Here is a 19,436-nt window from a genome sequence, read left to right as displayed (position 1 = left end):
TCGCCGCGGGGGGGATGGGACGATGACGGCAGGGGACGGTCATGCGCGTGCGCGGGGCGCGCGACGCGGGGATATTGCCCTGCGCATCGTCGCGGCCGTGCCGCTCGGCTACGCGACGTCAAGTCTGTGGGCGATGGCGATCGCGCGCATGCTGCCCGGCGACCGGACGGAGGCGAGCGTGACCGCGTCGCTGATCGCGTTGGCCCTGTGCGCAGTGGCCGCCATGTGGTCGTTCGCGGCCCGTAGCGGCTGGCGCGCGATCTGGACGCTCGCCGCAGCCGGTGCGATCGCAGGCGCGATCGCGTGGGGCTCGATCGATGCGACAGGGCGGTTATGAGCAAGGGTTTCCGACAGTCGCAGGCGTTTCTGCACACCTGGTCCGGGCTGTTGCTAGGCTGGATCCTGTTCCTCGTGTTCGTCGCGGGCACGATCGCGTTCTGGCGCGAAGGGCTTAATCGCTGGATGCGCCCCGAGCTTGCGCGCGTCGAACAGCCGATGCGCGTGCTGGCGGGCTCGCAGGCGTTCCTTGCCAGGAAGGCCCCCGACGCGAAAAGCTGGATCATCGCGGTGGCGACCGACCGGTCGCCGGGTGCGCAGCTATCTTGGGTCCCGCAGCCGAAACCCGGCGAGACGGGCGGACGTGGCCGGCGTGGCCGCCGCGACACCCAGGCGCTGATCGGCGCCGACGGTCGGGTCGCGCAGGCGCGCGACACGCGGGGCGGGGAGTTCTTTTATCGATTCCACTTCGATCTCCAGTACATGCCGGTGATCTGGGCGCGGTGGCTCGTCGGCTTTGCGACCATGATGATGCTGGTCGCCATCCTGAGCGGGATCGTCACGCACAAGAAGATTTTCAAGGATTTCTTCACGCTGCGGCGGGCCAAGGGCCAACGATCTTGGCTCGACGGCCATAATGCGACCGCGGTGCTGGCGCTGCCGTTCCACCTGATGATCACCTATACCGGGCTCGTCACGCTGATGGCGTTGCTGATGCCTTGGGCGGTCGTCGCGAATTACACCAACGAGCGCACCGTGTCGGAAACGCTGTTCCCGACCGCGGCCGTCGTCGAGCGCACCGGACGGCCCGCACCGCTCGTCGACTTGCGAACGATCGCAGCCGATGCCCAGCGTCGGCTCGGCGCGCCGGCGAGCTTCATCGAGGTCAGCGATCCCGGCGACGCGGCGGCCCGCATATCGGTCAGCCAAAGTGCCAATTCGATGCTGTCCTCGCGAACGCCCCGGCTGGCCTATGACGGTGTATCCGGGCAACTCGTCTGGCGTTCGCCCCCGCCCGGCGCCGCGGCCGAGACTGCGGGGGCGATGATCGGCCTGCATGCCGGACGGTTCGCCGGTTATGGCGGGCGCTGGCTGTATTTTCTGTTTGGGATCGCCGGCACGCTGATGGTAGCGAGCGGCCTCGTGTTATGGACCGTGAAACGGCGTGATCGCCTGCCCGACGCGAACCGGCCGCAGCTTGGGTTTCGCCTGGTCGAGTGGCTCAATGTCGCGGTGATCGGCGGTTTTCCGCTTGGTATCGCCTGCTTCTTCTGGGCGAACCGCCTGCTGCCGTCGACCTTGGCCGGTCGGGCGGCCTGGGAGGTCCATGCACTGTTCATCGCCTGGGGACTGGCGGCGCTGACCGCGTTCGTCGCCAAGCCATCGAAAGGCTGGCCGACGCTGTTCGCCATGACCGGGGTGCTGCTCGTCACCCTGCCGCTCTATGATATCGTCGCCACGGATCGCGGAATGGGGGCGATGATCGCGATCGGCGATGGCGTCATCGCCGGCGTCGACGCGACGTTGCTGGCATTCGGTGTCGCCTTCCTGATCCTGGCCAAAAGGGTCGCATTGCACCGCCCTCTCGTCAGACGGGATCGACCGTCACGACCACGCGCAGAGCGCAGCCTATTGCAGCCGGCCGAATGAAGGAGACGAGCGAATGAGTATCGTAGTGCCGATGTTGACCACGATCGCGTTCCTGCTTCTGGGCCTTGCCACCGATGCGCATCACCGTCGGTGGTTCGACGCGAGCGTTGGATTTGCACGACGCCGGATGTTGCGGATCAACGGATGGGCCATTCTGGTCGTCAGCGCAGCCCCGGCGATACTGATACGCGGCTGGATCTTTGGTCCGATCCTGTGGACGGCTGCACTCATGACGGGGGCCGGCTTGGCCTTCATGGTGCTCAATTTCGTTCCGGTGGGGAAAAATATGCGAAAGGTCGACCGTCGCTCGACATGATTGGCCAGCCCGGCGGTACCCGTTCCGTCTAAAACATGAAGGGCGGCCGGCCGGAACCGGCCGCCCCGATCGATCAGGCGATGCTGTGCTTGAGCGCGCTCATCTTGTCATGGCCTTCGCGGACCGATGCATAGCCGTCGGCGATCGCCTTCTGCGTGGCCGGCGACAATGCGGTGTCGTTCATCGCCGCTTCGTACTTCGCCTTGATGTGATCTTCGCCGCGCTCGACTTCCAAGATGATGGCCTTGTCGTCCTTGCCGGTCAGCGCCTGCTTCAGATCCATGAAGGTGCGGTGCGCCGCCGCCAGCATGCTCGAATCCATCTCCGGCTCGCCGCCGAGCGTGCGGACCTGGCCCTGAAGCTGCGTCGCGACCTGTGCGCGATCGCGCGCGAAGTCTGCGAACATCGTCGCATACTGCGTGCTCTCGGCGTCCTTGGCGGCGTCCTCATACCCCTTCATGCTGTCGAGGGTCGTCTTGATAAGGCCGTTCAGGACGGACACGTCGTTATCGTTGCTCATGGTAGCTCCTGTGATGAAGTCCGTTCAACGATCGCCGCGGTATTAAGTCGCGTTCAAAACGTCTTACGCCATGAATTTCGTCTGAGACCATATCGATACCCGACGTAGTCAGATCGGCGTCTCGCCCGTCAGATAGAGCGTCATGGGCACGACGGCGGGAACCGATATGTCGGGGCGGGGACGTGCGGCGGCCGCCTGGATCCATGCCGGGCCATCGGGGCGGTGCCGGGTCGAACCGTCCGATCGTGTCGGCACCTTTCCGTATATGGGCGAACGATCCTGGCCGGCCGATCCTCCCCCGAACGACGCGGCGATATTGCCATAGGTCGAGGGATCGCGGCCATCCAGGCTGAGCCGGTCGTTCAAGTAACATGCCGTCGCCCAGGCCGTCGTCGGATCGGGTGTCATGGCGATGATCCGCTTGCCCCAGTACATCCGCAAATTGTTATGCATCCAGCCATCGACCAGGAACTGTCGTTGGCACGCGTTCCACGTTTCATCCCGTGTTTCGCCGTGAAGCAAGGCGTCGAGCGTCTCGAGGTCCGGTCGCGGATCCGGCGCATGCGCCTCTAGCGTCTCACGCGCCCATCCCGAAATCCGTGCGTAGCTTTCCGGTGCCGGCAGTGCACGGGCCTGATAATGAAACCATTCGCGCCACGTCAGCAATTCGTCGGCGAACTTCTCCTTGGCTCCGGCCGCGGCATCCGCCGCCTCGACGGTGGCCATGATCTCGCGCGGGCCGACGATCCCGAAATGCAGATAGGGAGACAGGCTGCTGGCGCCGATGGGATTGGTCGCGTCGTTGCGCGCAGTCGCATAGACCGGCAGCACGGTATCCATCAGGCGTTCGAGCTTCGTCAAAGCCCCCTCGCGACCAAGCGGGAACATCGCACTCGGCGGCACCGAATGGTCGATTGCGGCGGCAGCGACGAGCCGATCGATGTCGGCATCCGTGCTGGTGCCGAGTTGGTCGGGACTGAAGGGCAGAGGACCGTCATAGGCTTGCACTTCGGGTGTCAGGTCGGCGGTCGTCAGCCAGTCCCCCCGGGCGGGCTGATGGCGGCGGCGGAACGCGGTCGTCGAACCGATGTCGTCGCCGAGGACGGCAGGCGGTACGAGGCAGGCAGCGTTGACTGCAAAGACCGCGCGATCCACCCGCGCCGCGACACGCTCCGATTGCCAGCGCGCAACGAACGTCGGCTGATCCTCTATCACTACCGCAGCGCTGTCTGCCGCCAGCCGATAGACGAGCCCCTTTTCACGCTTTTCTGCCCGGTCGACATACTGGATGCAGGCGAGACCGCGCTGCCTGCAGTCTCGCGCGAGATCGCGGCTTGCGCCCAGGATGAACCGATGCAGTCGATCCGACGCGTAAGGATAATCCTCGCGCAGGCCATGATAGACGAGCACGGGAAGGCCCAGGTCATTCGCGAGGCAGATCGCCGCATCGATCACCGGGTTGTCGCGCGCGCGCAACGCCTGCTGCACCCAGCACAGGACGTAGCGTGCCTTGGGAAGGACATCGTGCCCATTCAGCGATCGAACGCGAGGCGCCTCGGACCAGGCGGCGAGGGCATCGGGAAGACGGGTGTTCATCGTTGCTCAACCCATGGATGACGCGGACGATCCCCGCCTTACGCGCCCCCGACGAGATCCGGCAAAGCCGGGATGCGCCGCCGGACCGGCAACGCACCCCGCGCGACGTCAGAACGTCATCCGGCCACCCAGCGACAGCACGACGGCGTGCGCGTTCTGCAACAGACCATTGGTGATGATCGGCGTCTGCACCGCGGTCCCCGCATACGCTGCCGTCACGCGGTCGATCGTCGTGTCGGAGAAGTCGACATATTGCGCCGCTGCGTCGAGAGCGATGTTTGACGTCAACTGGTAGGAGCCACCCGCCGCATAGGTCCAGCGGTCGGCATCGGGCACGCGCGCATCGCGCAAGCCGTCCTGCGTCGGCGTCTTGGTGCGCTGGATACCGGCGCGGATCGTCGCCTTGGGCGTCACGTCGTAGTCGAGGCCACCGGCGAGGCTCCAGCTGTCGCGGTAGAATTCCGGGATCGCGGTGTTCAGCGGCGCGCCGAGATCGATCGTGTCGAACTTGCTCCAATTGTACGCGACGACCTGCGCATTGAGCGTCAGTGCATTCGTTGCACGGACGCGGCCTGCGACGATCACCTGACCCGGCGTGTTGAAGCTCGCCTTGGCGCCATCGATCGAGACGTTCGAGCTGGCAAGCGGCCCGACCAGCCCGGTGATGTTCAGGCTGCCCTTCAGATTGTGGCGGATGCTCGACTTGTAGCTGACGCCGACGGTCGCGAAGTCGTTGTGCAACTGTACGCCTGCGGTCCAGCCGAAGTCCCAGCCATCGCCCTTCAACTCCTGGAACCCGTCCGGCAGCGCGGCGGACAGGTTGGGGAGCGCGTTGTTGAGCGTCGCATCGGTATATTCGACGTTCAGCGCAGCACCCACGCGCAGCCAGTCGGTCACCACGATACCGATCGACGGTTGCACGTCGATCGTCCGCAGTCGCGTCTTGTCGGCCGTGTACCGCGCCCAGCTGTTCGCCTCGTAATTGGTGGTGAAGCTGAATGGCGACGTCACCGAGACGCCGATCGCGATCCGGTCGGTCAGCGGATAGGCGATGGCACCCGACGGCACCACGCCTTTGTTGATCGGATCGCGCGAAGTGCCGTTGCCGCCGACCGGGGTGTAGTTGAGGCCGGTGGGCTGACCGGCTGCCGAGAAGGTCGGGCGACCGATGATCGTCCCGTTGTCGACCACGTCGCCCTTGGGCAGGATCGCGGTTGCGCTCAGCGTGGCGCTGCCGTCGCGGATGCCGGCGATCGCCGCTGGGTTCCACCACAGGGATGCCGCGCCGGTGTCGGCGGCCTCGCCCGAGAATGCACGGCCTGCGCCGCGTGCGGACTGCGCCTGGAGATAGAAGGCGTCGGCATAGGCGGTGCTGGCGAACCCGAAGGCGGACACGAGCGCGGAAACCGCGAGGAGCGGGGCTTTGGTACGCAGAGACATGAACACGATCCTGAAAGCTGTACTGATTGGTCGGGGATTTGGTGGAGGTGGCGCGTCGCGTCTCAGCGCACGCGCGTCCAGGTCTGGGTCTTGCAGAGCGGGAAGAAGACGCAGCCGCGCAGCTTCAGCTGGTTGGCGCCAACGGGCGTGATCTTGCCGCTATAGGTCTTGCCGTCCTCGGCATTGTAGACCTGGCCGCTGCTCCAGACGCCGTCCTTGTCGGCCTTGAAGCCGCTCAGCATCTGCATGCCCTGGATCGGGCGGTTGCGCAGCGCGGTGTTCGCGTTGTTCGCGTCCTTCATCGAAGGGTTCGCGCGCAACGCGTCGGAGGTGAGGATCTTGCCGCAGATCGACGGGCCGCAGCGGGCGATCTCGACGATGGCGTTGCGCGTCTCGGTCTTCCAGCGACCGATCACGGTCTCGGGCGTCGCGGAAGCGCCAGCGAGCAGCGCACCGATAATCAACAGGGACATCTTCTATCCTCTCCTAGTGTCGTTTGATGGCGCCGTATGTGTACGGTCACCGAATGTCTCGTCAGGCCGTCGACGTTACCGCGACCCTGTTGCCGTATACGGCAGCTATCGGTCTCGACTAGAATTGTACGAAGACAAGTCAAGCCTTCTTACCGATTCCAGGGGGTGAAAAAGTGTTCATGCACCCACTCCGTTGCGAGGACTCCGTCATGCCGGGCTCGTTCCGGCATCCACCGTTCCGCACACCCGACGGCATCGAGTGGGCGGAACGGTGGACCCCGGAACCATTCCGAGGTGACGGAGTGGATGGAGCGAGTGCTGTGCCTCAGTTCCGCAGCGGCTTACCCGTCTGCAGCATGTGGACGACCCGAGCCTGGGTGCGCGGGTCCTTCACGCTCGCCATGAACGCCGCGCGCTCGAGGTCGAGCAACTGGTCCTCGGTCACGGTGTCGACGAGATCCGCGTCGCCCCCCGTCAGCACTTCCGCAAGGCGATCCGCGACGACGAGGTCGTACTCGGTCGCCATGCCCTTCTTGTGGAAGTCCGCTACCGCCATGTTCAGCCCCGTCCGGCCGCTCTCGCCGGCAAGGCGGAAGGTCGGCTTTTCCGGCGCGACATAGCCCTCGACCAGCGACAGCGCCTTGGCCTTCGCATCCGCGAGCAGCCGGTCGCGGTTCATCGTGATGCCGTCGTCCTTGCGCAGGATCATCATCTCCTTCGCCTCCGCCGCCGACTTGGCGACGACCGCGGTCGAGATGCTCTGGAACACCTTGGTCAGCACGGGCATCGGCCCGTTCGGCAACGTCCGCGACTTGGTCCAGCGATCGAGCATCTCGCCATTGCCGCCCCAGCCGGGGACGAGACCGACGCCGCATTCGACGAGCCCCGCATAGGTCTCGGCATGCGCCTGCACCGCGTCGGAGTGGAGCAGGATCTCGCACCCACCGCCGAGCGCGAGCCCGGCCGGCGCGCTGACGACCGGGAAGGGCGCGTATTTGAGCGCCTTGTACGCCTGCTGCCCGCCCGAAACGCTGGCCTCGACCATGTCCCACAGGCCTGCGCCGACCGCGAACATCGCCGCGCCGAGGTTAGCGCCCGCCGAGAAGTTCGACGCCTCGGTATACACCACCAGCGCCTTGAAACGCTCGCGGACGACCGGAATCGCCTCGTTGATCAACGCCACGACCTGATCGTCGAGCGCGTTCATCTTGGTGTGGAATTCCAGCGCCGCGACGCCGTCACCGACATCCCAGAGCGACGCCGACAGGTTCTGGAGGATCGGCTGCGAGCGGAGCTTGATGTCCTCCAGCAGTTCGACACCGTCCGCACGCGGCACATCGGCATACTCGCCGCCGGCCGTGAGATACTGGCGCTGACCGTTCTCGACGCGGTAGAACGGGCGATCGCCCGCGGTGGTCAGGACCGCCGGAACATCGCGACCTTCGGCAGCAAGGCGCGCAGCGAGCACGCCCGGTCCCATCCGGTCGATCAACTCGAACGGCCCGTATTTCCAGTTATACCCCAGCTTCATCGCGTCATCGATCGCGACGACATCATCCGCTGCCTCGCCGACCAGCATCGCCGCGTAGGACAGCGTATTGCCGAGGATCGACCACGCATAGGTGCCGATCTTGCCGGGCTCGGCGATCAGCGCGGCGAGGTCCTTGCCGGTCTTGCCGGGGAGGTCCGCGGGCTTCGCCTCGGGCCGATACTCGCCGGTCGCGAGATCGAGCGAGAGCTTGGTCCGGGTCGCCTTGTCGAAGCGGTAGAAGCCACCCTTGCCTTTGCGGCCGGTAAAGCCCTCCGCGATCATCTTGTCGACCAGTGGCAGCGGGCGGACCGTATCGAAATACGGATCGCCGGCGGGCAGCGTGGACGACAGGCTCTTGGACAGCAACGGCATCAGATCGACGCCGACGAGGTCGACCAACCCGAAGATGCCCGTCTTCGGCACGCCCATCGGACGGCCGCCGATCTGGTCGGCTTCCTCGACGGTCAGCCCCTGGTCCATCGCCGCATTGATCGCGATCGCCAGCCAGTAGGTGCCGATGCGGTTGGCGATGAAGCCAGGCGTATCCTTCGCCCGGACGATCCGCTTGCCCATGAAGCGATCGACGAAATCCTCGACCTTCTCGGCAACCGCGACGTCGGTGTGCTCGCCACGAACGATCTCGACCAGCCGCATGTAGCGCGGCGGGTTGAAGAAGTGCGTGATGAGGAAGTCGGCCTTGAACTGGTCCGAACGTCCCTCGACGAGGTTGCCCAGCGGGATCGTCGAGGTGTTCGACGACACCGCGGTGCCCGGACGCTTCAACGCCTCGAGCTTGGCGTACAGCGCCTGCTTGATATCGAGCCGCTCGACGATCGCCTCGACGATCCAGTCGCACTCGGCGACGCGGTCCAGGTGATCGTCGATGTTGCCCGTCTCGACCAGCTTGGCCGCACGCTTCGACATGAAGGGCGCGGGGTCGGTCTTGAGCATCTTCGCGACCGCGCCCTTGGCCACCGCATCGCGGTCATCACCCTCGCGGGGGAGGATGTCGAGCAGCAGCACGGGGATGCCGGCGTTCGCGACCTGAGCCGCGATACCTGCGCCCATGACGCCCGCGCCGATGACGCAGACCTTCTTGACCTGATCGACCATCATGCGCGCTCCAGCACCGTTGCGATGCCCTGACCGCCGCCGATGCACTGGGTCGCCAGCGCATAACGGCCGCCCTCGCGCGACAGCAGCGCGGCCGCCTTGCCGACGATCCGCGCGCCGGTCGCGCCGAGCGGATGACCGATCGCGATCGCGCCGCCATCGAGGTTGATCGTCTCGTCTTTCAGCCCGAGGTCGCGGATGCAGGCGATCGCCTGGCTCGCGAACGCCTCGTTGATCTCGACCACGTCGAGGTCGGCGACGGTGATGCCCGCACGCTCCAGCGCCTTCTTCGACGCGCCGATCGGGCCAAGCCCCATCGTCTCGGGCGCGCAACCCGACACGCCGATCGACTTGATCCGCGCGAGGATCGTCAGGCCGTGCTTCTTGGCGAACTCCTCGGATGTGACCAGCACCGCGGACGCACCATCGGTCAGCGGCGAGGACGTGCCGGCCGTCACAGACCCCTCCGCGCTGAACGCGGGCTTCAGACCGGCGAGCGCTTCGGTCGTCGTGCCGGCGCGGATCGTGCCGTCCTGGCTGACCGGGCCCGCCTTGGTCTGGATCGTCACGATCTCGTCGCTCAGGCGACCATCGGCGCGTGCGGCGGAAGCCTTGTCCTGGCTCTTGACCGCGAACGCGTCCTGCTCGGCGCGCGTGATCTGGTACTGCCGCGCGACGTTCTCTGCGGTCTCGCCCATGCCCATGTACGCCCCAGCGCTCTTCTTCGCGAGCGCGGGGTTGGGGAGGGGGTTGTAGCCGCCCATCGGCACGCGGCTCATCGACTCGAGACCCGCGCAGATGAACGCCTCGCCCGCACCGACCGCGATCTGGCCGTAGGCGATGTGGATCGCGCTCATCGACGAGCCGCAGAATCGGTTGACCGTCATGCCGCCGACCGAGATCGGCAGGTCGGCGATCTGCGCGATCAGCTTGGCGACGTTGAGGCCCTGCTCGCCCTCGGGGAAGGCGCAGCCGAGGATGATGTCCTCGATCTTGGCCGGATCGACGCCGGTCTTGTCGAGCAACCCGCGAATCGTCTGCGCGGCGAGATCGTCCGGACGGACGCGGGCGAGCTCGCCCTTGCCGGCGAGGTGGAACGGCGAACGGGCGTACCCGGCGATGACGACGTTGGTCACGATGATCCTCTCATATTGCGGTCGACCCGGTTAACGCTTGCGGGTTACCCTTAAGGTGCGATACCTCACCTTTACGTCAAGGTGAAGCGGCCGACAATATGGCTTACGCACACCATCTTATGGAGAGCGAGATGCAGGATAGTTCCGGGGGCAAAGCGATCGGTGTGCCGTTGCAGGGCGAGCCACGGCTGCTGGGCGACATGCTCGACACGTCGGTCCGCCGGTTCGGATCGCGCAACGTGCTCGACTTCATGGGCCGGACCCTGACCTATGCCGCGCTCGGCGAGTCGGTCGATCGGGCCGCCCGCGGGCTCCAGGATCTCGGCGTCGTGAAGGGCACGCGCGTGGCGCTCTGCCTGCCGAACACGCCCTATTACCCGATCCTGTTCTTCGCGATCCTCAAGGCCGGCGGCATCGTCGTCAACGTCAACCCGCTCTATGTCGAGCGCGAGCTGGCGCACCTGCTCGAAGATTCAGGCGCGACGATCATCGCCACCTGCGACATCGCCGAGATCCACGCGCGCGTCCTGAAGGTCGCGGGGCAGATGGGCGTGAAGCACGTCATCACCTGCCCAATCGCGGGTGCGCTGCCGACGCTGAAGTCGATCGCCTACCGCATCTTCAAGCGCGCCGAGATCGGTCACGCCCCGAGCGACGCGAGCCACTGCACGTTCGATTCGCTGCTGAAGGCGAAGGGCGCGCCGGTCCCGGTCGCGGTGTCGCCGGACGAGGTCGCGGTGCTGCAATATACCGGCGGCACCACCGGCGAGCCTAAGGCGGCGATGCTTAGCCACGCCAATCTCGTCGCGAACGCCGATGCGATGGTGACGTTCGTCGGCGGCGAGCAGCCGCATCAGGACCGCGTGCTTGGCGCGCTGCCGCTGTTCCACGTCTTCGCGCTGACCACGGTGCTGACCTATTCGATCCGCACCGGCGCGGAGATGATCCTGCTGCCGCGCTTCGAGCTGCAGCAACTGCTCAAGACGATCGACCGCACCAAGCCGAGCTACTTCCCCGCGGTGCCGACGATCTACGCCGCGATCACCACTGCGGCGGAAACGCAGAAGATCGACCTGTCCTCGATTTACGCGTGTATCTCGGGTGGCGCACCGCTCCCCGCCGAGGTCCGTGTGGCGTTCGAGACGGCAACCGGCGCAAAGCTCGTCGAGGGTTACGGCCTGTCCGAAGCCTCGCCGATCATCACCTGCAACCCGATCGACGGCCTCAACAAGCCCGGCTCGGCGGGTTTGCCCTTCCCCGGCACGACGATCGAGATCCGCGATCGCGAGGACCCGAGCCGGTTGCTGCCGATCGGTGAAAATGGTGAGATCTGCGCGCGCGGTCCCCAGATCACGCAAGGCTATTGGCATAAACCTGCCGCCACCGCCGAGCTGTTCGCGGATGGCGCACTGCGCACCGGCGACGTGGGGCACCTCGACGCGGACGGCTATCTGTTCATCGTCGACCGGATCAAGGATTTGATCCTCGCCGGCGGCTACAACGTCTATCCGCGCGTGATCGAGGAGGCGCTGTACGAACACCCCGCGGTGCTCGAAGCGGTCGTGATCGGCGTGCCCGACAAATATCGCGGGCAGGCCCCCAAGGCGTTCGTCGTGCTGGCGGAAGGGGCAGTCGCTACCCCGCTCGAACTGCGCGATTTTCTCCGCGACAAGATCAGCAAGATCGAGCTTCCCCGCGAGGTCGAAATCCGCGACACTCTGCCCAAGACGCTGATCGGCAAGCTATCCAAAAAGGAGCTTGTCGCAGAAGAGGCCGCAAAGGCCGCAGCGGCGGAGGCGAGGGGAGTGAACGCGTGAACGACCGACAGGACGATCTGACCGGCATACAGGAGGTCTCGCGCATGCTCGGCGTGAGCGCGCGGACCTTGCGATTCTACGAGGACAAGGGGCTGATCGAGCCCTGCCGGATCGGCACGACGCGGGTCTACACCCGGCGCGAAGTGGCGCGGATGCAGCTGATTTTGCGCGGGAAGCGGCTTGGGTTCACGTTGCGCGACATCGAGGAGTTCCTCGACCTGTATGATGCCGACCCGCAGCATGTGGAACAGATGCGCGCGCTGGCGGAACGCTGTCGCCAGCGGATCGACCTGCTGGACGCGCAACGCGAGGCGATCGTCCAGACTCGGGACGAGCTGGAGAAGATCGAGCAGGAAGCGCTCGCGCGGATTCCGGCGGGATCGGTCTAGGAGTACGGGACGCCGCCGCCCTGCAATTGCACCAATCGCTCGAAACTGCACCACCCCGGCGAAGGCCGGGGCCCAGTTGGAGAGGTGGCAGTAACGAAGCGCAGCGCGGGTCAGCAACGTCCCCCAACTGGACCCCGGCCTCCGCCGGGGCGGGGCGGTACGGGCACGCCTTACGGGACGAGGAACGTTACAATCCTCCCCCGCCAGGGGGAGGTGGCTGGCACTTGCCAGACGGAGGGGGCGGTAAGCGACGACCGCTGTTCCGTGTCCTCCCCCTCCGTCACCTGCGGTGCCACCTCCCCCTTGCGGGGGAGGATCGCGAGGGACCCGAAGCTTAAAGCCCGACCACACCGCCATCGTTCTTCGTGATCACGATCGTCGACGACCGCGGCCGCGACGGCGGCGTCACCGCACCCGCCTGGTTCGCAGGCCAGCTGCTGGTGATGTTGGTCGGCCCGCCACCTTCGCCGGGATGCTGGATATTGACGAACAGCGACCGCCCGTCCGGCGTCGAGTAGATGCCGGTGATCTCGCACTCCTTCGGCCCCACCAGGAAGCGGCGCAGGGTCGCGCCCGGCGCCTTGCCGATCCGCGTCGTCACCGAGCCGGTCGCCGCGCCGACCGTGTTGGTCACCGTCCGCGTACCGCCGTCATTGACCTTGCCCGGCACCGAGGCGAGCAGCATGCAGTTGGTGACGTCGGTATACGCACCGTCGTCGGTCTCGATCCACATCACCGGCGCGATCGTCCCCGACGCATTGCTCGGCAGGCCGAACCACAGGCCGTCCGGCGACGAGAAGTCGTTGGTCGCATCAAGGCCCGACAGGTTGATGTTGGTCGCATCCAGATCGGAACCCGCGCCGAACGCATAGATGTCCCAGGCGAATGTCGTCGCCTCGGACGTGTCGTCCTTCTCGCGCAGACGGATGATGTGCCCGTTGGCGTTACCCGTAGTCTGGCCGCCGGTAGTCTTCGGATCGACATAGGCGCGCGGGTTGGACGCATCCGCCGTTGCCACGGTCCGCGACGAGTTGTTGGTCAGTGTGCAATACATCTCGCCGGTTGCCGGATTCACCGCGGTCCATTCCGGCCGATCCATCCGCGTGGCCCCCAGCGCATCCGCCGCCAGTCGCGTATTGATCAGCACATCCGCCTGGCTCGAAAACGAATAGGCGGCGTTGGCCGAGGTGAGGGGCCCCTGGCCGAATACCAGCGGCAACCACTGACCGCTCCCATCCGCCGCGAACTTCGCGACGTAAAGTGTTCCAGTATCGAGATACTTGTCGCCAATCGCCAACCGATTGGCGGCCGTGGCATCCGCCGCGGACCAAGGCGTGGCCGACACGAACTTGTAGATATACTCGTTCTGCGCATCGTCCCCCATGTAGAAGGCAGGCTTCACGCCAGGGATCGTCCGGCCGATCTCGCAGCCCTCATGGTTCATGCGGCCCAGCGCGGTCCGCTTGCGCGGCGTCGAGGCCGGATCGAACGGGTCGATCTCCACCACCCAGCCATATTGGAAGATCTCGTTGCGGAAATCGCCCGTGCCATCGGCGGGTGCGCCGGCCTGCGCCGTGATGTTCCAGCGCGCATAGGCGGTGCTGGTGGTGTCGGCCGGGGTGACCGTCGACCACCCATAATTGCCGCCGGTATTGCTCTCGCCCTTGCCGTAGCGCGCTAGCGAGACGTTCGCCTTGACGCCGGCAGCACCGGTCGCCGCACGCCGCGCACCGTCACCGACCTCGCGGCGGAAATAGCCGACCCAATTCTCTTCGTTCGTCAGGTACGTATTCCAAGGCATTGTACCATTGGCACAATTGTTGATCGTGCCACGCCCGGCCGTCGCGTCCGGCGAATAGCGCGTCTTGAGGCTGTCATTGCCGCGCACCGGCCCCGAAAAGCTCATCGGCGTCAGCGGGGTGATGCGCCGGTTGAACGACGAGGTCGGAACATAGGTCCAGTTCGCGGAGCGGCTAACCTCGATCACCGATACGCCGTGGCACTCCATTTCCTTCAGCGCCTCGGCCTCGGGACGGACGCCGCCTGGATTGGTTGCACCGTTCGGATGCAGATAGGGCTGCGAGATATTCTCGTGGTTGAGTACCAGCAGCCCACGCGTGTTGCCGTTGGCATCGGGCGTTCCGCTCGCCGACAGCCCGAAATAGCTCATGCCGTCATGATGATCGCCCGCACGCTTCGAGAAATTCGTATCGGTGCCGTCGTTCGCATAGGCCGCGACCCCGCCCGCGATCGGATCGCCGAGCCGGTACAGCACCGTCACCACATATCCGGTTGGAACCGCAACGACGTCCGCGAGGCTCTTCGCAACCGCGGTGAACCCGAGCGAAGCCGCGCCCACCGTCACGCTGGTCGTGGCGTTCACCGATCCGCTCGCCGAGACGGCGGTGAACTGGAAGCTCAGCACCGTCCCCGCCGCCGCCCCCGGCACGACGAAGGTCGCGGTCGAGGTGGTCGCGCCGGCCAGCGTCACCGCCGGGCCCGCCGTCTGCGCCCAGCTTACGCTGTCCACCTGGCCGATCGCCGCGCCGGTCAGCGTCGCCACCCGCCCGGCGGACGAGCTGCCGCCCGCGGTCGCGGTGACGGTGACCGGGCTGCTGCCGTTGCCGTCGTCGTCATCGTCGCACCCGGTCAGCAGCATGCCGCCGAACACCGCGGCGGCGGTCGCGGACATGCCGCCCATCAACGTCTGGCGTCGCGAACAGCGCGTATCGATCAGCTCGTTCAGATGCGGATTGGCGGTCGGATTGGTGTCGATGTCGCCGTCGGTATAGATGGTGTCGATGGTCATGCGTGGTCCCCCCGGGGATGGTTGCTCGGTACGATAGCGATGCGTGGAATTAGAATTTCGCGCCCAGCTCGACGCCGTAGAAGCGTGGCTCGCCGGCGATGTAGGTCGGGATGCCGAAGCCCCCGCCGGTGTTGCCCGCGTCGATCAGATAGCGCTTGTTGGTCGCATTCCGGACGAACCCGCCGACGCTGTAGCGCCCCTGCGCGAACTCCAGACCGGCACGCAGGTTGACGAGCGTATAGCCCTGCTGGCTGATCGCCTCGGTATTGGGCAGTTCGAAGAAGACCTTCGATTTATACGTGACGCTGGGCGTCGCGTAGAGCGTCGCCCCGCCGATCGGCGCGCGCAGGATCGCGCCGGCCGATGCGGTGGTCTTGGGCTGAAGGCGGAATTGGTTGCCGGCATAGGGGCCGTTCGCCACGTCATCGCCGATACCGCCGTCGATATACGCAAACGTCCCGAATACCGATAGATACGATGCGAGCTTGAGATTGCCTTCGAGCTCGACGCCGACGCTGTTCGCCGAGTCCGCGCTGCGCACCGTCGTGACGCCGTTGTTCGTTACCGAGAACTGAAAGCCGTCATAGGTCTGGTAGAACACCGAGGCGGCGCCGCTGAACGGGCCCATCTGGCCTTTGATGCCGCCTTCGTAATTCCAGACCTTTTCCTCGGGAATGATCTGCAGGTTCGGACCGACACCGAACGCGGTGCGCTGCGCGGCAAGCTGGACCACCGGCGAGCGACGCCCCTTGCTGATGGTTCCGTAGACGTTGACCGCGTCGCCGAGCTTAACCAGCGCATTGAAGCGCGGCAGGATCGCGGTGAAGCTCTTCTCGGCGACGAACTTGTTCCCATTGGTGTTCGCCGTCCCGAGCAGGCTGGTCTGGATATTGGCCGCGGCCAGGATCACCGAGTTCGGCTGGATCGACGAATAGCCCGACTGGCGGTCCTCGATCAGGATCCGCGCACCCGCGGTCAGTTCGAGTGAGGGGACCGGGATATAGGTCGCGTCGGCGAATACCGAATAGGTGTTGTTCCTGCCATAGTTCGTGAACTCTGCGGCATAAGGTATTGCGGTTGCACGCCCGCCGGTCAGGATCGACGTTGCGCGGGTGGCGGGGATCGTGCCATTGGCGGTGACGCAGCCGGTGCCGGTGGGAATGCCCGCCCCGTTCAGCGCCGTGCGGATCGGCGCATAGCCGGCGGCCACCGAGCAGGCGAGATACGTGCCCTCTTCGGTCGCGAACGGGACGCGCTGGAAGCCGTTCTCGAAGAACGCGTTCCAGCCGACCGAGGCGCGATATTTCGGCCCTTCGAAGGCGAAGCGGCTCTCATGGCTCCACTGGTCGCCCTTCGCATCCTCGGCGAATTCCAGATACGCGGCGGGGCCACCGTCCGCGTCGAAAATCTCCAGCGCGTCGAACCGGCGATAGCCGTTGACGGTGGTGAAGGTGATCCCCCGCGACAGGTCCGCGGTGATCGTCAAATTGGCGTCGTAGACGTTGCGGTCGAGCCCGAGTTTCCGCGCGCCGAGCACGGCCGCGCTGTACGGCGAGCCCGACAGTTCGGCATAGCCATAGTCGCCGGTCTGGCCGCCGGTCGGGGCGTGGGCACGAGTCTTGAACGCGGTGCCGGGGTTGCGCTGGCCGTCATAGGTCAGGACGAGATCGGCGGTGATGCTGTCGTTGGGCGTAAAGCGAAGCGAGCCACGCACGCCGCGCTGGTCCTGGCCGTTCAGATCGTCCTGGTCCACGCCACCCTGGTTCTGGTTCGGCACGTTCGCGTCGCCGGCGATGTTGCGGACATAGCCGTCGCGGTATTTATAGGCGAACGCGATCCGTCCGGCGAGCACGTCGTTGCCGGCGTTGAGGAAGCCCGACACCTGCGTGCGGTTGAAATTGCCGTACGAGCCGTTGATCGCGCCCGACACGCCGGCTTGCGGTTTCGCCGAGATGACGCTGATCGCGCCGACCGCGGCGGCGGTGCCGAACAGCGTCGCCTGCGGGCCCTTCACGACTTCGATCCGCTCCAGATCGTATAGGTCCTGATACGCGCCGCGCGACCGGCTGATGTCGATGCCGTTGTAATACAGCGTGACGCGCGCGCCCTGTTGCGACGAGCCATTGTCCGAGGTGATGCCGCGGATCACGAAGCCCGGGTTGTTCGCGCTCTGCTCCTGGATCTGCAGGCCGGGGATATAGGCGGCGACCTCGGTCAGCGAATTGACGCCGATCGCCGCCATCCTGGCGCCGGTGACCGCGGTCACCGTGACGGGAACATCCGCGATCCGCTGTTCGCGCTTCTGCGCGGTGACGACGATCTCGTCGTTCAGCGTACCGGTCTGGACGTCGGCTTGGGTCGACGCCTGTGCGAGTGCGGCGGTCGAGCAGGTCGTTGCGAGCGTCGCAAGTGCGAGCCGCGTGAAGATACGTGTCATGAAGTCCCCCGTGTCGTTGGGGAGGCACTACGGGCGGCACGTGACGTTTCGACGTCGTGATGATGAAACGAATATGACGGTTCCGTAACGATGGTGTCACATCGTTGCCACCGCGCTGTCTTGGATCGCCGCTAGCAGCCGGACGACCCCGCTACGAAAGCCTCAGCCGATGACGATCAACCGCCGCGACGCCCTGAAGAATGCCCTGAAACTCGCCGGATCGGGCGCGACGCTGGCGCTGCCCGCGGTCGCGACGCAAGCCGCGGGTGCGGTCAAGAGCCGCTTCGATCACGGCGTCGCGAGCGGCGATCCCGCGGTCGACGGCGCGATCCTGTGGACCCGCGCGACGCCCGCCGACGACGCCCAGGCCGGCGATATCGCACTCACTTGGCACGTCGCCGAGACGGACGGCGGCAAGCCTCTCCGGTCAGGCAGCGTCAAGGCCCGCGCGGCACGCGACTTCACCGCAAAGGTCGAGGCGACCGGGCTCCAGCCGGGCCGCGAATATCGCTATTGGTTCGACGCCGCGGACGGCACGCGCTCGCCGGTCGGCCGGTTCCGTACGTTGCCGAAGGGCAAGATCGCCGACGTCGTCATGGCGGTGGTCTCGTGCCAGCTCTACGCGGGCGGACTGTTCAACGCCTATGACGCGATCGCCAAGCTCGACCGGCTCGACGCGGTGTTGCATCTCGGCGATTACATCTACGAATACGGCGTCGACGGCTATGGCGGCGACATCGCCAAGAAGATCGGCCGTCTGGTGGAGCCGCGCCACGAGATCGTCAGCCTCGCCGACTACCGCATGCGCCACGCGCAGGTGAAGCGCGACGCCGACATGCAGGCCGCGCACGCCCGCGCCGCGTTCATCTGCGTGTGGGACGATCACGAGGTCGCCAACGACGACTGGATGCACGGTGCCGAGAACCACGATCCCAAGACCGAAGGCGACTGGGACGCGCGCAAGGCGGCGGCGATGCAGGCCTATTTCGAATGGATGCCGATCCGCGATCCAAAGCCCGGCCAGCCCTGGGCGGCGATCAACCGCAGCTTCGATTTCGGCGATCTCGCGACGCTCGTGATGGTCGAGACGCGGCTGCTCGCACGCAGTCATCAGGTGGTGTCGAAGGGCGAGGAGATCACGCCCGCCGAATACGCGGCGATGCTGGCGGAGCGCGCGCGGACGGACCGCGAGCTGCTCGGCCCGGCGCAGCTCGCCTGGGTCGAGAAGACGATGGCGACCTCGGTTGCGGCGGGCAAGCCGTGGCAGGTGCTCGGCAACCAGGTGGTCATGGCCAAGGTCGCCGGCCCTGACATGGAACGACAGCTCGGTCCGGTGAAATTCGCCGAGACGATGGCGAAGCTCCCGGCGATGTGGCGCGAGCGACTGACGGCGAGCATCGCCTCGTACCGCGCCGGCCTGCCGTTCGGGTTCGACAGCTGGGACGGCTATCCGCCCGCCCGCGAACGCCTGTACGCGGCGTTCCAGCGCGCCAGGTCGCGGCCGATCGTGCTGTCTGGCGACAGTCATGCGGCCTGGGCGAACGACCTGCACGACGCGTCGGGCAAGCTGGTCGCGGCGGAGTTCGGCTGCACCGCGATCACCAGCCCGTCCTATGGTTCGTTGCTGCCCGGCATCGGCAGCCTGATCGCCGACGCCAACAAGGGCGAAGTCCGCTTCTGCGACCAGGACGGCAAGGGTTTCACATTGCTGACGCTCACACCCGAACACGCGACCGCGGATTCGGTGACGGTATCGACGGTGATGACCAAACCCTACACGCAAGCCACCGCCGCGCGGTTCCGGGCGCATGCGGATCGTCCCGATGCGCCGCTAGAAAAGATCGCCTGAACCGGGACGATTAATCCTGCAATCCTCCCCCGCCAGGGGGAGGTGGCGCCGAAGGTGACGGAGGGGGCGGACACGGATCAGCGG

Annotated in this window: 14 protein-coding genes; 6 read left to right on the top strand and 8 right to left on the bottom strand. The window is 66.1% G+C overall.

The genetic code is table 11. The features are described from left to right. Positions 1–22: 22 nt before the first annotated feature. The 3 genes from SPHN_RS02200 to SPHN_RS02190 are packed head-to-tail and all read left to right on the top strand — an operon-like array spanning position 23 to position 2,242. Positions 23–337 carry a hypothetical protein gene (locus tag SPHN_RS02200; RefSeq protein ID WP_248520835.1) on the top strand — a complete coding sequence of 105 codons (315 nt, stop codon included), beginning with the start codon at positions 23–25 and terminating at the stop codon, positions 335–337. Next, complete coding sequence (locus SPHN_RS02195; protein ID WP_248520834.1) at positions 334–1,926, top strand: PepSY-associated TM helix domain-containing protein; 1,593 nt, start codon at positions 334–336, stop codon at positions 1,924–1,926. Before SPHN_RS02200 ends, SPHN_RS02195 begins: the two co-directional genes overlap by 4 nt. Positions 1,927–1,957: 31 nt before the next feature. Continuing rightward, positions 1,958–2,242: a DUF3325 domain-containing protein gene (locus tag SPHN_RS02190; protein WP_248521459.1), complete on the top strand. Its 285-nt coding sequence runs from the start codon at positions 1,958–1,960 to the stop codon at positions 2,240–2,242. Between the two features lie 73 nt (positions 2,243–2,315). Here the strand turns inward: SPHN_RS02190 and SPHN_RS02185 are convergent, their stop codons facing one another. The 6 genes from SPHN_RS02185 to SPHN_RS02160 all read right to left on the bottom strand — a co-directional run bounded on the left by SPHN_RS02185 (position 2,316) and on the right by SPHN_RS02160 (position 10,051). Further along, a complete protein-coding gene (locus tag SPHN_RS02185) occupies positions 2,316–2,762 on the bottom strand; it encodes a ferritin-like domain-containing protein (RefSeq protein ID WP_248520833.1) in 447 nt (148 codons plus the stop codon). Between the two features lie 108 nt (positions 2,763–2,870). Then, the gene (locus tag SPHN_RS02180; RefSeq protein WP_248520832.1) at positions 2,871–4,358 is read right to left on the bottom strand and encodes a deoxyribodipyrimidine photo-lyase; all 1,488 of its coding nucleotides are present in this window, start codon (positions 4,356–4,358) and stop codon (positions 2,871–2,873) included. A gap of 108 nt (positions 4,359–4,466) precedes the next feature. Beyond that, positions 4,467–5,798, bottom strand: a complete 1,332-nt coding sequence (locus SPHN_RS02175) for an OmpP1/FadL family transporter (RefSeq protein WP_248520831.1) — start codon at positions 5,796–5,798, stop codon at positions 4,467–4,469. Between the two features lie 62 nt (positions 5,799–5,860). After that, on the bottom strand, positions 5,861–6,271 hold the full coding sequence (locus SPHN_RS02170) for a DUF2147 domain-containing protein (protein ID WP_248520830.1): 411 nt from the start codon (positions 6,269–6,271) through the stop codon (positions 5,861–5,863). Positions 6,272–6,596: 325 nt separating this feature from the next. Further along, positions 6,597–8,915 (bottom strand): 3-hydroxyacyl-CoA dehydrogenase/enoyl-CoA hydratase family protein, encoded by a 2,319-nt coding sequence (locus tag SPHN_RS02165; RefSeq protein WP_248521458.1) that lies wholly within the window; start codon positions 8,913–8,915, stop codon positions 6,597–6,599. Next, entirely contained in the window at positions 8,915–10,051 is a 1,137-nt protein-coding gene (locus tag SPHN_RS02160; protein WP_248520829.1) for a thiolase family protein, read from the bottom strand. The genes SPHN_RS02165 and SPHN_RS02160 overlap by 1 nt, the downstream gene beginning before the upstream one ends. A 131-nt stretch (positions 10,052–10,182) precedes the next feature. Between SPHN_RS02160 and SPHN_RS02155 the strand changes: the two genes are divergently transcribed. Both SPHN_RS02155 and SPHN_RS02150 read left to right on the top strand, forming a co-directional pair. Continuing rightward, positions 10,183–11,868 (top strand): long-chain-fatty-acid--CoA ligase, encoded by a 1,686-nt coding sequence (locus tag SPHN_RS02155; RefSeq protein WP_248520828.1) that lies wholly within the window; start codon positions 10,183–10,185, stop codon positions 11,866–11,868. Beyond that, a complete protein-coding gene (locus tag SPHN_RS02150; RefSeq protein WP_121885031.1) occupies positions 11,865–12,257 on the top strand; it encodes a MerR family transcriptional regulator in 393 nt (130 codons plus the stop codon). Before SPHN_RS02155 ends, SPHN_RS02150 begins: the two co-directional genes overlap by 4 nt. Positions 12,258–12,591: 334 nt before the next feature. Here the strand turns inward: SPHN_RS02150 and SPHN_RS02145 are convergent, their stop codons facing one another. Both SPHN_RS02145 and SPHN_RS02140 read right to left on the bottom strand, forming a co-directional pair. After that, on the bottom strand, positions 12,592–15,066 hold the full coding sequence (locus tag SPHN_RS02145; RefSeq protein WP_248520827.1) for a PhoX family protein: 2,475 nt from the start codon (positions 15,064–15,066) through the stop codon (positions 12,592–12,594). 49 nt (positions 15,067–15,115) lie between these two features. After that, positions 15,116–17,503, bottom strand: coding sequence for a TonB-dependent receptor (locus tag SPHN_RS02140; RefSeq protein WP_248520826.1), 2,388 nt, complete (start codon positions 17,501–17,503; stop codon positions 15,116–15,118). A 169-nt stretch (positions 17,504–17,672) separates the two neighbouring features. Between SPHN_RS02140 and SPHN_RS02135 the strand changes: the two genes are divergently transcribed. Beyond that, a complete protein-coding gene (locus SPHN_RS02135; RefSeq protein ID WP_248520825.1) occupies positions 17,673–19,352 on the top strand; it encodes an alkaline phosphatase D family protein in 1,680 nt (559 codons plus the stop codon). Positions 19,353–19,436: the final 84 nt, after the last annotated feature.

This window comes from Sphingomonas faeni (assembly GCF_023195535.1).
Taxonomy (GTDB): domain Bacteria; phylum Pseudomonadota; class Alphaproteobacteria; order Sphingomonadales; family Sphingomonadaceae; genus Sphingomonas; species Sphingomonas faeni_B.
This window is presented reverse-complemented; position numbering and strand designations above follow the sequence as displayed.

Excerpts from the sequence above, each read along its gene's own strand:
- SPHN_RS02200 (WP_248520835.1), top strand. The coding sequence starts at position 23 with ATGACGGCAGGGGACGGTCATGCGCGTGCGCGGGGCGCGCGACGCGGG.
- SPHN_RS02195 (WP_248520834.1), top strand. The coding sequence starts at position 334 with ATGAGCAAGGGTTTCCGACAGTCGCAGGCGTTTCTGCACACCTGGTCC.
- SPHN_RS02190 (WP_248521459.1), top strand. The coding sequence starts at position 1,958 with ATGTTGACCACGATCGCGTTCCTGCTTCTGGGCCTTGCCACCGATGCG.
- SPHN_RS02185 (WP_248520833.1), bottom strand. The coding sequence starts at position 2,762 with ATGAGCAACGATAACGACGTGTCCGTCCTGAACGGCCTTATCAAGACG.
- SPHN_RS02180 (WP_248520832.1), bottom strand. The coding sequence starts at position 4,358 with ATGAACACCCGTCTTCCCGATGCCCTCGCCGCCTGGTCCGAGGCGCCT.
- SPHN_RS02175 (WP_248520831.1), bottom strand. The coding sequence starts at position 5,798 with ATGTCTCTGCGTACCAAAGCCCCGCTCCTCGCGGTTTCCGCGCTCGTG.
- SPHN_RS02170 (WP_248520830.1), bottom strand. The coding sequence starts at position 6,271 with ATGTCCCTGTTGATTATCGGTGCGCTGCTCGCTGGCGCTTCCGCGACG.
- SPHN_RS02165 (WP_248521458.1), bottom strand. The coding sequence starts at position 8,915 with ATGGTCGATCAGGTCAAGAAGGTCTGCGTCATCGGCGCGGGCGTCATG.
- SPHN_RS02155 (WP_248520828.1), top strand. The coding sequence starts at position 10,183 with ATGCAGGATAGTTCCGGGGGCAAAGCGATCGGTGTGCCGTTGCAGGGC.
- SPHN_RS02145 (WP_248520827.1), bottom strand. The coding sequence starts at position 15,066 with ATGACCATCGACACCATCTATACCGACGGCGACATCGACACCAATCCG.
- SPHN_RS02140 (WP_248520826.1), bottom strand. The coding sequence starts at position 17,503 with ATGACACGTATCTTCACGCGGCTCGCACTTGCGACGCTCGCAACGACC.
- SPHN_RS02135 (WP_248520825.1), top strand. The coding sequence starts at position 17,673 with ATGACGATCAACCGCCGCGACGCCCTGAAGAATGCCCTGAAACTCGCC.